General features: G+C 51.9%; 7 protein-coding genes, 1 tRNA gene and 3 rRNA genes. 8 read left to right on the top strand and 3 right to left on the bottom strand.

The annotated features are described in order from the left end of the window. The first annotated feature begins 241 nt into the window (after positions 1 to 241). On the top strand, positions 242 to 1636 hold the full coding sequence (gene zraS, locus LG384_RS01250; protein ID WP_225760350.1) for a two-component system sensor histidine kinase ZraS: 1395 nt from the start codon (positions 242 to 244) through the stop codon (positions 1634 to 1636). Continuing rightward, entirely contained in the window at positions 1633 to 2958 is a 1326-nt protein-coding gene (gene zraR / locus LG384_RS01255; RefSeq protein ID WP_045438396.1) for a sigma-54-dependent response regulator transcription factor ZraR, read from the top strand. Before zraS ends, zraR begins: the two co-directional genes overlap by 4 nt. Here the strand turns inward: zraR and purD are convergent. After that, positions 2955 to 4244 (bottom strand): phosphoribosylamine--glycine ligase, encoded by a 1290-nt coding sequence (gene purD / locus LG384_RS01260; protein WP_225760351.1) that lies wholly within the window; start codon positions 4242 to 4244, stop codon positions 2955 to 2957. The two genes, zraR and purD, sit on opposite strands and share 4 nt — an antisense overlap. Positions 4245 to 4259: 15 nt before the next feature. After that, on the bottom strand, positions 4260 to 5849 hold the full coding sequence (gene purH, locus LG384_RS01265) for a bifunctional phosphoribosylaminoimidazolecarboxamide formyltransferase/IMP cyclohydrolase (RefSeq protein ID WP_225760352.1): 1590 nt from the start codon (positions 5847 to 5849) through the stop codon (positions 4260 to 4262). A 620-nt stretch (positions 5850 to 6469) separates the two neighbouring features. Here purH and LG384_RS01270 point away from each other — a divergent pair. The 4 genes from LG384_RS01270 to rrf all read left to right on the top strand — a co-directional run bounded on the left by LG384_RS01270 (position 6470) and on the right by rrf (position 11502). Next, positions 6470 to 8011: ribosomal RNA gene (locus LG384_RS01270) — 16S ribosomal RNA — on the top strand. 85 nt (positions 8012 to 8096) lie between these two features. Beyond that, positions 8097 to 8172 (top strand) — tRNA-Glu (locus LG384_RS01275). A gap of 217 nt (positions 8173 to 8389) precedes the next feature. Beyond that, positions 8390 to 11296: ribosomal RNA gene (locus LG384_RS01280) — 23S ribosomal RNA — on the top strand. 90 nt (positions 11297 to 11386) lie between these two features. Next, positions 11387 to 11502: ribosomal RNA gene (gene rrf, locus LG384_RS01285) — 5S ribosomal RNA — on the top strand. The 16S, 23S and 5S rRNA genes sit together here with 1 tRNA gene alongside, the layout of an rRNA operon. A gap of 100 nt (positions 11503 to 11602) precedes the next feature. Here the strand turns inward: rrf and LG384_RS01290 are convergent. Next, positions 11603 to 12046 carry an acetyltransferase gene (locus tag LG384_RS01290; RefSeq protein ID WP_225760353.1) on the bottom strand — a complete coding sequence of 148 codons (444 nt, stop codon included), beginning with the start codon at positions 12044 to 12046 and terminating at the stop codon, positions 11603 to 11605. A gap of 157 nt (positions 12047 to 12203) precedes the next feature. Here LG384_RS01290 and metA point away from each other — a divergent pair, with 157 nt between their 5' ends. Then, complete coding sequence (metA, locus tag LG384_RS01295; RefSeq protein ID WP_048222516.1) at positions 12204 to 13133, top strand: homoserine O-succinyltransferase; 930 nt, start codon at positions 12204 to 12206, stop codon at positions 13131 to 13133. 268 nt (positions 13134 to 13401) lie between these two features. After that, the gene (aceB, locus tag LG384_RS01300) at positions 13402 to 15003 is read left to right on the top strand and encodes a malate synthase A (protein ID WP_045438415.1); all 1602 of its coding nucleotides are present in this window, start codon (positions 13402 to 13404) and stop codon (positions 15001 to 15003) included.

Here is a 15003-nt window from a genome sequence, read left to right on the forward strand (position 1 = left end):
CTTATTTTCTCTATTGCATCTTCCGTGCCAGCCTGCGGATCCCCACGCTACGGGTGCCGTTCAGATATTTGCCCGCTGGAAGTGAGTAAAAATGACTCGTCGGAACGTCCCGGTGGGTCATTTTTACCCACTACTTTCAATTGTTTGTGCCGAAGGGCTGGGTTATCAGGGAGAAAAAATGGCATGATTTCTGCTGTATACCTGAAACGAAGCAAGGTAACGATGGTGAAAGGGAGAACGTATGCGTTTATATAAGGATACGGCGGCAAAGTGGCTGAGCAGACTATTGCCGGCGGCAATCCTGATATTGGTCGGCTGGTTTTCTATTATGACCATTCGGGACTATGGTCGGGAAAGCGACGCCGCCCGGCAAACGTTACTGGAAAAAGGGAGTGTGCTGATCCGCGCCCTTGAGTCTGGTACGCGTGTGGGAATGGGGATGCGTATGCATCATGCTCAGCAACAAACGTTGCTGGAGGAAATGGCGGTGCAACCGGGGGTGCTATGGTTTGCTGTCGTAGACACGCATGGCACCATCATCACGCACAGTAATTCCGCGATGGTTGGCAAAACACTCTATTCGCCAGATGTGCTGCGAGAGCTAAATTCTGGGGAACAGGAACGCTGGCGGCGTATCGATATACCGGCCGATGACGGCGAAAAAATGCCGGTACTGGAAATTTATCGCCAGTTCCAGCCGATGTATGGTCCAGGAAGACACGGCATGGCGCGCTGTGACGGTAATGACGAGCACAGTAATACGCCTGAGCAAACCATTTTTATCGCCTTTGATGCCAGCGATCTGGCGGCAACGCAGGCCAGAGAGTGGCGTAATACACTGATTGTCCTTTCTGCGCTGGCGGCCGTGCTGCTGGCAACTGTGCTGACATTTTTCTGGTATCAGCGCTATCAGCGTTCGTATAAAGAATTGCAGGATGCGATGAAGCGCAAAGAAAAATTGATGGCGCTCGGACATCTGGCGGCAGGGGTAGCGCATGAAATTCGTAACCCACTGTCTTCCATCAAAGGATTAGCGAAGTATTTTGCCGAACGTACGCCAGCGGGTGGTGAGTCGCATGAACTGGCACAAGTGATGGCGAAAGAGGCAGACCGTTTAAACCGGGTGGTGAGTGAACTGCTGGAGCTGGTGAAGCCTGCTCATCTGACGCTGCAAAAGGTGGATCTTAATGAGGTCATCAACCACTCCCTGCATCTTGTCAGCCAGGATGCCCAGAGTCGGGAAATCCTGCTGCAGTTTACAGCAGACACCTCTTTACCGGCTATTCAGGCCGATCCTGATCGGCTTACGCAGGTCCTGCTGAATCTGTACCTGAACGCCATTCATGCCATTGGCCATCAGGGTACGATTACGGTTGAGGTGAGTGAAAGTAGTGCCGATCGGGTTAAAATTGTGGTGACTGATAGCGGAAAGGGTATTGCGCCCGAACAGCTGGAGGCCATTTTTACGCCTTATTTCACGACGAAAGCCGACGGTACTGGTCTGGGGCTGGCGGTGGTGCAAAACATCATTGAACAGCACGGCGGAACCATTCAGGTGACAAGTATTGAGGGCAAAGGCGCGGTCTTTACTCTCTGGCTGCCGATCAAAGCGAAACAACAGGACAGACAAGGATGACTCACGGACAAATCGATATTCTGGTTGTGGATGATGACATTAGTCACTGCACGATTTTACAGGCGCTGCTTCGCGGCTGGGGCTATAACGTATCACTGGCCTATAGTGGCCGGGAGGCGCTGGAGCAGGTGCGTGAACACGTTTTTGATCTGGTGCTGTGCGATGTGCGTATGGCAGAGATGGATGGCATCGAAACGCTGAAAGAGATAAAAGTCCTGAATCCGGCGATACCTATTTTGATTATGACCGCATTTTCCAGCGTCGAAACGGCGGTGGAAGCACTCAAAGCCGGGGCGCTGGACTATTTAATTAAGCCATTGGACTTTGACCGACTGCAGGAGACGCTGGAAAAGTCGCTGGCGCATACGCGGGATACCACCGTTGAATCGCTTTCGGCTCCGGCTTCGCAGTTTGGCATGATTGGCAGAAGTCCGGTGATGCAGCAACTGCTTAATGAGATTGCGATGGTGGCACCGTCGGATGCCACAGTGCTCATTCATGGAGACTCCGGGACGGGGAAAGAATTGGTTGCCCGTGCGCTGCATGCCAGTAGCGCACGTTGTAATAAACCGCTGGTGACGCTGAACTGCGCGGCACTCAATGAATCCCTGCTGGAGTCTGAACTGTTTGGTCATGAAAAAGGGGCGTTTACGGGGGCCGACAAACGGCGGGAAGGTCGCTTTGTGGAAGCCGACGGTGGCACGTTATTTCTCGATGAAATTGGCGATATTTCACCGCTGATGCAGGTGCGTCTGCTACGGGCGATTCAGGAACGCGAAGTTCAACGTGTGGGCAGCAACCAGACTCTTGCTGTCGATGTCCGGCTGATAGCTGCGACGCACCGCGATTTAGCACAAGAGGTCAATGCCGGGCGTTTTCGTCAGGATCTCTACTACCGGCTGAATGTGGTCACCATTGAAATGCCCGCGCTTCGTCAGCGTAGGGAAGATATTCCGTTGCTGGCGGAACATTTTTTGCAGCATTTTGCGCAGCGTAACCGCAAAGCGGTGAAAGGCTTTACCCCACAGGCAATGGATCTGCTGATCCACTATGACTGGCCGGGGAATATTCGTGAGCTGGAAAACGCCATTGAACGGGCAGTGGTTCTGCTGACGGGGGAATATATCTCTGAGCGTGAGCTGCCGATGGCAATTGCCGCGACGCCGATAAAAGCAGAAAGCAGTCTGGAGATTCAACCGCTGGTGGATGTCGAAAAAGAGGTTATTCTGGCGGCGCTGGAAAAAACGGGCGGCAACAAAACTGAAGCCGCCCGTCAGTTAGGGATCACGCGTAAAACGCTGTTGGCGAAAATTTCGCGTTAGCGTTGCTCACGCTCGATAGCGCGCCAGCCAATGTCGTTACGGCTAAAGCTGCCATCCCAGTGGATATCGGTCATTAAGGCGTAAGCGCGTTTCTGCGCTTCGGCCACGGTATACCCCAGTGCGGTGGCACACAGGACGCGACCACCGTTGGTCAGCACGCGATCGTCATCAGACAGTTTCGTGCCCGCATGGAATACTTTACCGCCTTCAATTTCCTCCAGCGGCAGGCCGTGGATCTCATCCCCGGTATTGTAGTTGCCAGGATAACCGCCTGCAGCAATAACCACGCCCAGAGATGCACGCTCGTCCCACTCGGAGGTTTTCTCATCCAGTTTACCGTCGCAGGCGGCGAGGCACAGGTCAACCAGGTCTGATTTCATGCGCAACATGATCGGCTGAGTTTCCGGGTCGCCAAAGCGGCAGTTGAACTCGATAACTTTCGGGTTGCCTTGTTTGTCGATCATCAGACCGGCGTACAGGAAACCGGTGTAGGTGTTACCTTCCGCCGCCATCCCTTTCACAGTCGGCCAGATGATCCGTTCCATCGTGCGCTGGTGAACCTCGTCAGTCACTACCGGGGCCGGAGAGTAAGCCCCCATACCGCCAGTGTTCGGGCCAGTATCGCCATTGCCTACGCGTTTGTGGTCCTGGCTGGTAGCCATCGGTAGTACGTGCTCACCGTCAACCATCACGATAAAGCTCGCTTCTTCACCGTCAAGAAACTCCTCGATTACGATGCGGTGACCGGCATCGCCAAAAGCGTTGCCTGCCAGCATATCGTGCACAGCGGCTTCAGCTTCCTCCAGCGTCATCGCCACGATAACGCCTTTACCGGCAGCCAGACCGTCGGCCTTGATGACAATCGGTGCGCCTTTCTCACGCAGATACGCCAGTGCAGGCTCGATTTCGGTGAAGTTCTGGTACTCCGCCGTCGGGATGTGATGACGGGCGAGGAAATCTTTAGTGAACGCTTTGGAGCCTTCAAGCTGCGCGGCACCTTCGGTCGGGCCAAAGATCTTCAGACCAGCAGCACGGAAAGCATCGACAACGCCAATCACCAGCGGCGCTTCCGGGCCAACGATAGTCAGATCAATTTTCTCGTTCTGGGCGAAGCTCAGCAAAGCTGAAATATCGGTAACATTGATCGCTACGTTTTGCAGTGTGGGCTCTAGCGCGGTACCCGCATTGCCCGGTGCAACAAAAACGGTATTAACCAATGGAGATTGTGCAGCTTTCCAGGCCAGGGCGTGCTCACGTCCACCGTTGCCAATAACTAATACTTTCATCGTCTGCTCCGTGGATTAATGGCGGAAATGGCGCATATCGGTAAAGATCATTGCAATGCCGTGTTCATCGGCGGCAGCAATTACCTCATCATCACGGATGGAGCCGCCTGGCTGGATCACACAGCTCACACCAACGGCGGCAGCGGCATCAATACCATCACGGAACGGGAAGAAGGCGTCAGATGCCATCGCGGAGCCTTTTACTTCCAGTCCTTCGTCGGCAGCTTTAATCCCGGCGATCTTCGCAGAGTAAACACGGCTCATCTGACCTGCACCTATGCCGATGGTCATGTTCTCTTTGGCGTAGACAATGGCGTTAGACTTGACGAATTTCGCGACTTTCCAGCAGAACAACGCATCACGCAGTTCTTGTTCGGTAGGCTGACGTTTGCTCACCACGCGCAGTTCACCTTCGGTGACCATACCCAGGTCGCGATCCTGAACCAGCAGGCCGCCGTTAACGCGTTTGAAATCCAGCCCCGGCACACGCTGTGCCCATTGACCACAGGTCAGGACGCGAACGTTCTGCTTAGTGGCGGTGATTTTCAGTGCGTCTTCAGTGGCGGACGGGGCGATGATCACTTCAACAAACTGACGGGAGATGATGGCTTGTGCCGTTTCTGCATCCAGTTCGCGGTTAAAGGCAATGATGCCGCCGAACGCGGAGGTCGGGTCAGTTTTGTACGCGCGGTCGTACGCGTCGAGAATAGAAGTACTTACTGCCACGCCGCACGGGTTGGCGTGCTTAACGATAACACAGGCTGGCTCATTGAACTCTTTTACGCATTCCAGCGCCGCGTCAGTATCAGCGATGTTGTTATAGGAAAGCGCTTTACCTTGTACCTGTTGTGCGGTAGCTACAGAAGCTTCTTTTACATTCTCTTCTATATAGAAGGCTGCCTGCTGGTGGCTGTTCTCGCCGTAGCGCATATCCTGCTTCTTAATGAAGTTCAGGTTCAGAGTACGCGGGAAGCGTCCAGCGGCTTCTTTGCTTTCACCGTGATAGGCCGGAACCATGCTGCCGAAGTAGTTGGCAATCATGCTGTCGTAAGCGGCGGTGTGTTCGAAGGCTTTGATGGCGAGATCGAAACGGGTATTGAGAGTCAGTGAGCCGTCGTTGGCATCCATCTCTTTAATAATGGCGTCGTAGTCGTTGCTCTTTACCACGATAGCAACGTCTTTATGGTTCTTGGCGGCAGAGCGCACCATGGTCGGGCCGCCGATATCAATGTTTTCTACAGCATCTTCCAGCGAGCAGCCTTCACGAGCGACGGTCTCGGCGAACGGATACAGGTTAACGACAACCATATCGATAGGTGCAATACCGTGTTGTTCCATTATCCCGTCATCCTGGCCGCGACGACCCAGAATGCCGCCGTGTACTTTTGGATGCAGGGTTTTCACACGTCCATCCATCATTTCCGGGAAGCCGGTGTAATCGGAAACTTCGGTCACTGGCAGACCTTTCTCTGCTAACAGGCGAGCGGTGCCGCCTGTAGACAGCAGTTCCACACCGCGTGCGGAAAGTGCCTGAGCGAATTCGATAATACCTGCTTTGTCAGAAACACTGAGCAGAGCGCGGCGGACTGGACGACGTTGTTGCATGGTAAATCCCCTGGATTTGACTATAACAGAGAGCGTTAGCTGAGTTTTTGCGTAAAAACTCAGCTAACGCCCCTTACGGGGCATCCTTGTTTTGCCGCAGCATTGTAACGAAAACGTTTGCGCAACGCTCGCGAATTTTTCTTATTCAATATTTACCCTTATTTTGCCAACTAAAGATCGCACTTACAGGGAGAGGATCGTCGAAATGATCGTGCTGTTTGTGGATAACTCTGTGTGTAAAAGGGTATAAGGCAGGGTTTTGCTGTGGAATGCAGCAGTCAGTCATTTTTCTGACATTTAAGGGTTGCGGGCGCCGGAGAACTCCCTATAATGCGCCTCCATCGACACGGCGGATGTGAATCACTTCACACAAACAGCCGGTCCGGTTGAAGAGAAAAATCCTGATATTCAGGGTTGACTCTGAAAGAGGAAAGCGTAATATACGCCACCTCGCGACAGAGCGCTAAAGCGCGTCGCAACTGCTCTTTAACAATTTATCAGACAATCTGTGTGGGCACTCAATGATACGGATTCTTAACGTCGCAAGACGAAAAATGAATACCAAGTCTCTGAGTGAACACGTAATTCATTACGAAGTTTAATTCACGAGCATCAAACTTAAATTGAAGAGTTTGATCATGGCTCAGATTGAACGCTGGCGGCAGGCCTAACACATGCAAGTCGAACGGTAGCACAGAGGAGCTTGCTCCTTGGGTGACGAGTGGCGGACGGGTGAGTAATGTCTGGGAAACTGCCCGATGGAGGGGGATAACTACTGGAAACGGTAGCTAATACCGCATAACGTCGCAAGACCAAAGAGGGGGACCTTCGGGCCTCTTGCCATCGGATGTGCCCAGATGGGATTAGCTAGTAGGTGGGGTAACGGCTCACCTAGGCGACGATCCCTAGCTGGTCTGAGAGGATGACCAGCCACACTGGAACTGAGACACGGTCCAGACTCCTACGGGAGGCAGCAGTGGGGAATATTGCACAATGGGCGCAAGCCTGATGCAGCCATGCCGCGTGTATGAAGAAGGCCTTCGGGTTGTAAAGTACTTTCAGCGAGGAGGAAGGCATTAAGGTTAATAACCTTAGTGATTGACGTTACTCGCAGAAGAAGCACCGGCTAACTCCGTGCCAGCAGCCGCGGTAATACGGAGGGTGCAAGCGTTAATCGGAATTACTGGGCGTAAAGCGCACGCAGGCGGTCTGTCAAGTCGGATGTGAAATCCCCGGGCTCAACCTGGGAACTGCATCCGAAACTGGCAGGCTAGAGTCTTGTAGAGGGGGGTAGAATTCCAGGTGTAGCGGTGAAATGCGTAGAGATCTGGAGGAATACCGGTGGCGAAGGCGGCCCCCTGGACAAAGACTGACGCTCAGGTGCGAAAGCGTGGGGAGCAAACAGGATTAGATACCCTGGTAGTCCACGCCGTAAACGATGTCGACTTGGAGGTTGTGCCCTTGAGGCGTGGCTTCCGGAGCTAACGCGTTAAGTCGACCGCCTGGGGAGTACGGCCGCAAGGTTAAAACTCAAATGAATTGACGGGGGCCCGCACAAGCGGTGGAGCATGTGGTTTAATTCGATGCAACGCGAAGAACCTTACCTACTCTTGACATCCACGGAATTTAGCAGAGATGCTTTAGTGCCTTCGGGAACCGTGAGACAGGTGCTGCATGGCTGTCGTCAGCTCGTGTTGTGAAATGTTGGGTTAAGTCCCGCAACGAGCGCAACCCTTATCCTTTGTTGCCAGCGGTTCGGCCGGGAACTCAAAGGAGACTGCCAGTGATAAACTGGAGGAAGGTGGGGATGACGTCAAGTCATCATGGCCCTTACGAGTAGGGCTACACACGTGCTACAATGGCATATACAAAGAGAAGCGACCTCGCGAGAGCAAGCGGACCTCATAAAGTATGTCGTAGTCCGGATTGGAGTCTGCAACTCGACTCCATGAAGTCGGAATCGCTAGTAATCGTGGATCAGAATGCCACGGTGAATACGTTCCCGGGCCTTGTACACACCGCCCGTCACACCATGGGAGTGGGTTGCAAAAGAAGTAGGTAGCTTAACCTTCGGGAGGGCGCTTACCACTTTGTGATTCATGACTGGGGTGAAGTCGTAACAAGGTAACCGTAGGGGAACCTGCGGTTGGATCACCTCCTTACCTTAAAGAACCTTTCTTTGTAGTGTCCACACAGATTGTCTGATGAAAAGTAAATAGCAAGGCGTCTTGCGATTGAGACTTCAGTGTCCCCTTCGTCTAGAGGCCCAGGACACCGCCCTTTCACGGCGGTAACAGGGGTTCGAATCCCCTAGGGGACGCCACTTGCTGGTTCGTGAGTGAAAGTCACCGGCCGTTATATCTCAAAACTCATCTTCGGGTGACGTTTGAGATATTTGCTCTTTAAAAATCTGGATCAAGCTGAAAATTGAAACGACACACTGTGTCTGTTCTCCGTAATAAGAACAGATAAATGGTGTGTTCGAGTCTCTCAAATTTTCGCAACACGATGGTGTTTTACGAAACATCTTCGGGTTGTGAGGTTAAGCGACTAAGCGTACACGGTGGATGCCCTGGCAGTCAGAGGCGATGAAGGACGTGCTAATCTGCGATAAGCGTCGGTAAGGTGATATGAACCGTTATAACCGGCGATTTCCGAATGGGGAAACCCAGTGTGTTTCGACACACTATCATTGCGTGAATACATAGCGTAATGAAGCGAACCGGGGGAACTGAAACATCTAAGTACCCCGAGGAAAAGAAATCAACCGAGATTCCCCCAGTAGCGGCGAGCGAACGGGGAGCAGCCCAGAGTCTGAATCAGCATGTGTGGTAGTGGAACGGTCTGGAAAGTCCGACGGTACAGGGTGATAGTCCCGTACACAAAATCACACGTGTTGTGAACTCGAAGAGTAGGGCGGGACACGTGGTATCCTGTCTGAATATGGGGGGACCATCCTCCAAGGCTAAATACTCCTGACTGACCGATAGTGAACCAGTACCGTGAGGGAAAGGCGAAAAGAACCCCGGCGAGGGGAGTGAAAAAGAACCTGAAACCGTGTACGTACAAGCAGTGGGAGCCTCTTTATGGGGTGACTGCGTACCTTTTGTATAATGGGTCAGCGACTTATATTCTGTAGCAAGGTTAACCGAATAGGGGAGCCGAAGGGAAACCGAGTCTTAACTGGGCGTTAAGTTGCAGGGTATAGACCCGAAACCCGGTGATCTAGCCATGGGCAGGTTGAAGGTTGGGTAACACTAACTGGAGGACCGAACCGACTAATGTTGAAAAATTAGCGGATGACTTGTGGCTGGGGGTGAAAGGCCAATCAAACCGGGAGATAGCTGGTTCTCCCCGAAAGCTATTTAGGTAGCGCCTCGTGAATTCATCTTCGGGGGTAGAGCACTGTTTCGGCTAGGGGGTCATCCCGACTTACCAACCCGATGCAAACTGCGAATACCGAAGAATGTTATCACGGGAGACACACGGCGGGTGCTAACGTCCGTCGTGAAGAGGGAAACAACCCAGACCGCCAGCTAAGGTCCCAAAGTCATGGTTAAGTGGGAAACGATGTGGGAAGGCACAGACAGCCAGGATGTTGGCTTAGAAGCAGCCATCATTTAAAGAAAGCGTAATAGCTCACTGGTCGAGTCGGCCTGCGCGGAAGATGTAACGGGGCTAAACCATGCACCGAAGCTGCGGCAGCGACACTATGTGTTGTTGGGTAGGGGAGCGTTCTGTAAGCCGTTGAAGGTGTCCTGTGAGGGATGCTGGAGGTATCAGAAGTGCGAATGCTGACATAAGTAACGATAATGCGGGTGAAAAACCCGCACGCCGGAAGACCAAGGGTTCCTGTCCAACGTTAATCGGGGCAGGGTGAGTCGACCCCTAAGGCGAGGCCGAAAGGCGTAGTCGATGGGAAACAGGTTAATATTCCTGTACTTGGTGTTACTGCGAAGGGGGGACGGAGAAGGCTATGTTAGCCGGGCGACGGTTGTCCCGGTTTAAGCATGTAGGCGGAGGTTCCAGGTAAATCCGGTACCTTATTAACGCTGAGGTGTGATGACGAGGCACTACGGTGCTGAAGTAACAAATGCCCTGCTTCCAGGAAAAGCCTCTAAGCATCAGGTAACACGAAATCGTACCCCAAACCGACACAGGTGGTCAGGTAGAGAATACCAAGGCGCTTGAGAGAACTCGGGTGAAGGAACTAGGCAAAATGGTGCCGTAACTTCGGGAGAAGGCACGCTGATATGTAGGTGAAGTGATTTACTCATGGAGCTGAAATCAGTCGAAGATACCAGCTGGCTGCAACTGTTTATTAAAAACACAGCACTGTGCAAACACGAAAGTGGACGTATACGGTGTGACGCCTGCCCGGTGCCGGAAGGTTAATTGATGGGGTTATCCGTAAGGAGAAGCTCTTGATCGAAGCCCCGGTAAACGGCGGCCGTAACTATAACGGTCCTAAGGTAGCGAAATTCCTTGTCGGGTAAGTTCCGACCTGCACGAATGGCGTAATGATGGCCAGGCTGTCTCCACCCGAGACTCAGTGAAATTGAACTCGCTGTGAAGATGCAGTGTACCCGCGGCAAGACGGAAAGACCCCGTGAACCTTTACTATAGCTTGACACTGAACACTGGTCCTTGATGTGTAGGATAGGTGGGAGGCTTTGAAGTGTGGACGCCAGTCTGCATGGAGCCAACCTTGAAATACCACCCTTTAATGGCTGGTGTTCTAACGTAGACCCGTGATCCGGGTTGCGGACAGTGTCTGGTGGGTAGTTTGACTGGGGCGGTCTCCTCCTAAAGAGTAACGGAGGAGCACGAAGGTTAGCTAATCCTGGTCGGACATCAGGAGGTTAGTGCAAAGGCATAAGCTAGCTTGACTGCGAGAGTGACGGCTCGAGCAGGTGCGAAAGCAGGTCTTAGTGATCCGGTGGTTCTGAATGGAAGGGCCATCGCTCAACGGATAAAAGGTACTCCGGGGATAACAGGCTGATACCGCCCAAGAGTTCATATCGACGGCGGTGTTTGGCACCTCGATGTCGGCTCATCACATCCTGGGGCTGAAGTAGGTCCCAAGGGTATGGCTGTTCGCCATTTAAAGTGGTACGCGAGCTGGGTTTAGAACGTCGTGAGACAGTTCGGTCCCTATCTGCCGTGGGCGCTGGAGAATTGAGGGGGGCTGCTCCTAGTACGAGAGGACCGGAGTGGACGCATCACTGGTGTTCGGGTTGTCATGCCAATGGCATTGCCCGGTAGCTAAATGCGGAAGAGATAAGTGCTGAAAGCATCTAAGCACGAAACTTGCCCCGAGATGAGTTCTCCCTGAGACTTTAAGTCTCCTGAAGGAACGTTGAAGACGACGACGTTGATAGGTCGGGTGTGTAAGTGTAGCGATACATTGAGCTAACCGATACTAATGAACCGTGAGGCTTAACCTTACAACGCCGAAGCTGTTTTGGCGAAGAGACGAATTTCAGCTTGATACAGATTAAATTGACATGCGAAAGCGTGTTGATAAACAGAATTTGCCTGGCGGCAGTAGCGCGGTGGTCCCACCTGACCCCATGCCGAACTCAGAAGTGAAACGCCGTAGCGCCGATGGTAGTGTGGGGTCTCCCCATGCGAGAGTAGGGAACTGCCAGGCATCAAATCAGTGAAGAAGCCCATCCTGCCGGATGGGCTTTTTTGCGTCTGCGGACTGCAGGAAACACTGCCGTCCGGCAATACAAACCGTACTGAATCCCTTATTCTCCGGTATACGCGAGATGCAATAACGGATACGGCTTTCCAAGGTCATCAACCTCTGAACGTCCCGTCACCTTAAATCCCATCTTCTTATAGAATCCAACGGCTTGTTCATTTTGCTCATTAACGTTGGTCGTTAACCTGGGGGCCTGCATCAGTGCATGCTCAACCAGCCATTTCCCCACACCACATCCGCGAACATCAGGATCGACGAATAAGGCATCCATATGTTCATTTGTGAGCAGCATAAAGGCGATGGGTTCATCCTGTTCCGTTACCGCAACCCATAGTGGAGCTTCTGGCAAAAACGAACGGACCAGTTCTTCCAGCTCAATACGGTAATCAGATGAGAGAAAATGGTGAGTGGCATCGACTGAACGACACCAGATAGAAACTAACTTATCGCTTTCGTCCGTGCATGAACGACGAATGGTCAGAGCCATAGCATTCTCCTTTTATCTTTACTGCACTATTCTACAGCAAGGGGATGTGAAACTTTCTCACCTTGGGCATACAGACTCGACATTCGTATGATTCCTGGGTATCTTCAGCTATCTGGATGTCTAAACGTTTAAGCGTATGTAGTGAGGTTATCAGGTTATGCCAATTCGCGTGCTGGACGAGCTACCCGCCGTCAATTTCTTGCGTGAGGAAAATGTCTTTGTCATGACGACATCTCGCGCTTCCGGTCAGGAAATTCGTCCACTAAAGGTACTTATCCTCAACCTGATGCCGAAGAAGATTGAAACGGAAAACCAGTTTCTGCGTTTACTGTCGAACTCACCGCTACAGGTGGATGTTCAACTATTACGCATTGATGCACGTGAGTCACGTAACACTCCTACCGAGCATCTAAATAACTTTTACTGTAATTTCGAGGATATCTGCGACCAGAACTTCGACGGACTGATCGTGACCGGCGCGCCGCTGGGTCTGGTTGAATTTAACGATGTGGCTTACTGGCCGCAGATAAAACAGGTTCTGGAATGGGCAAAAGACCACGTCACGTCGACACTGTTTGTCTGTTGGGCGGTACAGGCTGCACTTAATATTTTGTATGGCATTCCCAAACAAACCCGCACGGACAAACTCTCGGGCGTCTATGAACACCATATTCTGCATCCTCATGCCTTGCTGACGCGTGGTTTTGATGACGCATTTCTGGCACCGCATTCACGTTATGCTGATTTTCCAGCAGCACTTATCAGGGATTACACCGATCTTGAGATCTTTGCGGAGACGGAAGAGGGTGATGCCTATCTGTTTGCCAGCAAAGATAAGCGTATTGCATTCGTGACGGGCCATCCAGAATATGATGCCTATACTCTGGCCAGTGAATATTTTCGTGACGTCGAAGCGGGTTTAACTCCGGATGTTCCATACAACTATTTCCCGAAAGACGACCCGCAAAACAAACCGCGGGCAACCTGGCGCAGCCATGGTAATTTGCTGTTTACCAACTGGCTCAACTATTACGTCTACCAGATAACGCCATACGATCTGCGTCACATGAATCCAACGCTGGATTAATCTTCTGTAGCCAGCGATCCTTAAGCGTTTCAGCATATTGAATCAGGCACCTTCGGGTGCCTTTTTTATTTCCGAAACGCACCTCATCATGTAATTAATTTTTATTTTTAATGTTATCAATAAGTTAATTGATAATTAAATTAAAAATGGAAATTGTTTTTGATTTTGAAATTTAATTGAGTAGTCTTAGTTGTGCTGAACGAAAACCGCACAACGATCCTTCGTTCGCATTGGGGATGGTTTTGGATCAATGACGAGGAACTACGCAATGAATCAACAGGCAACAACAACCAATGAGCTGGTGTTTACCAGACCGCATGGCGAGCAAGAACAGCAAATTCTGACTGAAGAAGCGGTGGAGTTTCTGACCGAACTGGTGACACGATTTACACCAAAACGGAATAAGCTTCTCGCTGCACGTATTCAACAGCAGCAGGATATTGATGACGGTAAGTTGCCTGATTTTATTTCGGAAACAGCTTCCATTCGTGAAGGTAACTGGAAAATTCGTGGTATTCCTGATGACTTGCAGGATCGTCGTGTAGAGATCACCGGGCCTGTTGAACGCAAGATGGTGATCAACGCGCTGAATGCGAACGTCAAAGTCTTCATGGCTGATTTTGAGGATTCACTGGCCCCCGAATGGAGCAAAGTCATCGACGGGCAAATTAACCTGCGTGATGCGGTAAACGGTACCATCAGCTACACCAATGAAGCCGGTAAGATTTACCAGTTGAAACCCAATCCGGCGTTATTGATTTGCCGTGTGCGTGGCCTGCACTTGCCGGAAAAACATGTGACCTGGCGCGAAGAAGCGATTCCCGGCAGCCTGTTCGACTTTGCTCTCTATTTCTTCCACAACTATAAAGCGTTGCTGGCAAAAGGCAGCGGTCCCTATTTCTATCTGCCGAAGACTCAGTCCTGGCAAGAAGCTGCCTGGTGGAGTGAAGTCTTCAGCTATGCCGAAGACAGATTTAACCTGCCGCGCGGAACTATCAAAGCTACGTTGCTGATTGAAACGCTGCCAGCTGTCTTCCAGATGGATGAGATCCTGCACGCACTGCGTGACCATATTGTGGGCCTGAACTGCGGCCGCTGGGATTACATTTTCAGCTATATCAAAACGCTGAAAAATCACCCGGATCGTGTTCTGCCGGATCGTCAGGTCGTGACGATGGATAAACCTTTCCTCAGCGCGTACTCGCGTCTGCTGATTAAAACCTGTCACAAACGCGGCGCATTTGCGATGGGCGGTATGGCGGCATTCATCCCCAGCAAAGACGCCGAACGTAACAACCAGGTACTGAACAAAGTTAAAGCGGATAAAGCGCTGGAAGCCAATAACGGTCATGACGGGACCTGGGTTGCTCACCCGGGGCTTGCAGATACCGCAATGGCGATTTTCAACGATGTGCTGGGGGAAAACAAAAACCAGTTATTCGTGACCCGTGATGAAGATGCGCCGATCACCGCAGAACAGCTTCTCGCTCCATGTGAGGGTGAGCGCACTGAAGAAGGGATGCGCGCCAATATCCGCGTTGCTGTGCAGTACATCGAAGCATGGATCTCCGGCAATGGCTGTGTGCCGATTTATGGTCTGATGGAAGACGCGGCGACCGCCGAAATCTCCCGAACCTCTATCTGGCAGTGGATCCACCATGAAAAAACGCTGAGCAACGGCAAACCTGTCACTAAATCCCTGTTCCGTCAGATGCTGGCAGAAGAAATGCTGGTTATTCAGGACGAACTGGGCGAACACCGCTACAGCAGCGGGCGTTTTGACGATGCCGCGCGCCTGATGGAGCAAATCACCACTTCTGACGAACTGATCGACTTCCTGACCCTGCCGGGTTACCGCCTGCTGGCTTAA

Source organism: Citrobacter sp. Marseille-Q3906, from assembly GCF_916618775.1.
GTDB lineage: Bacteria > Pseudomonadota > Gammaproteobacteria > Enterobacterales > Enterobacteriaceae > Citrobacter > Citrobacter murliniae.

Coding starts and splice junctions, on each gene's coding strand:
- zraS (WP_225760350.1), top strand. CDS start 242: ATGCGTTTATATAAGGATACGGCGGCAAAGTGGCTGAGCAGACTATTG.
- zraR (WP_045438396.1), top strand. CDS start 1,633: ATGACTCACGGACAAATCGATATTCTGGTTGTGGATGATGACATTAGT.
- purD (WP_225760351.1), bottom strand. CDS start 4,244: ATGAAAGTATTAGTTATTGGCAACGGTGGACGTGAGCACGCCCTGGCC.
- purH (WP_225760352.1), bottom strand. CDS start 5,849: ATGCAACAACGTCGTCCAGTCCGCCGCGCTCTGCTCAGTGTTTCTGAC.
- LG384_RS01290 (WP_225760353.1), bottom strand. CDS start 12,046: ATGGCTCTGACCATTCGTCGTTCATGCACGGACGAAAGCGATAAGTTA.
- metA (WP_048222516.1), top strand. CDS start 12,204: ATGCCAATTCGCGTGCTGGACGAGCTACCCGCCGTCAATTTCTTGCGT.
- aceB (WP_045438415.1), top strand. CDS start 13,402: ATGAATCAACAGGCAACAACAACCAATGAGCTGGTGTTTACCAGACCG.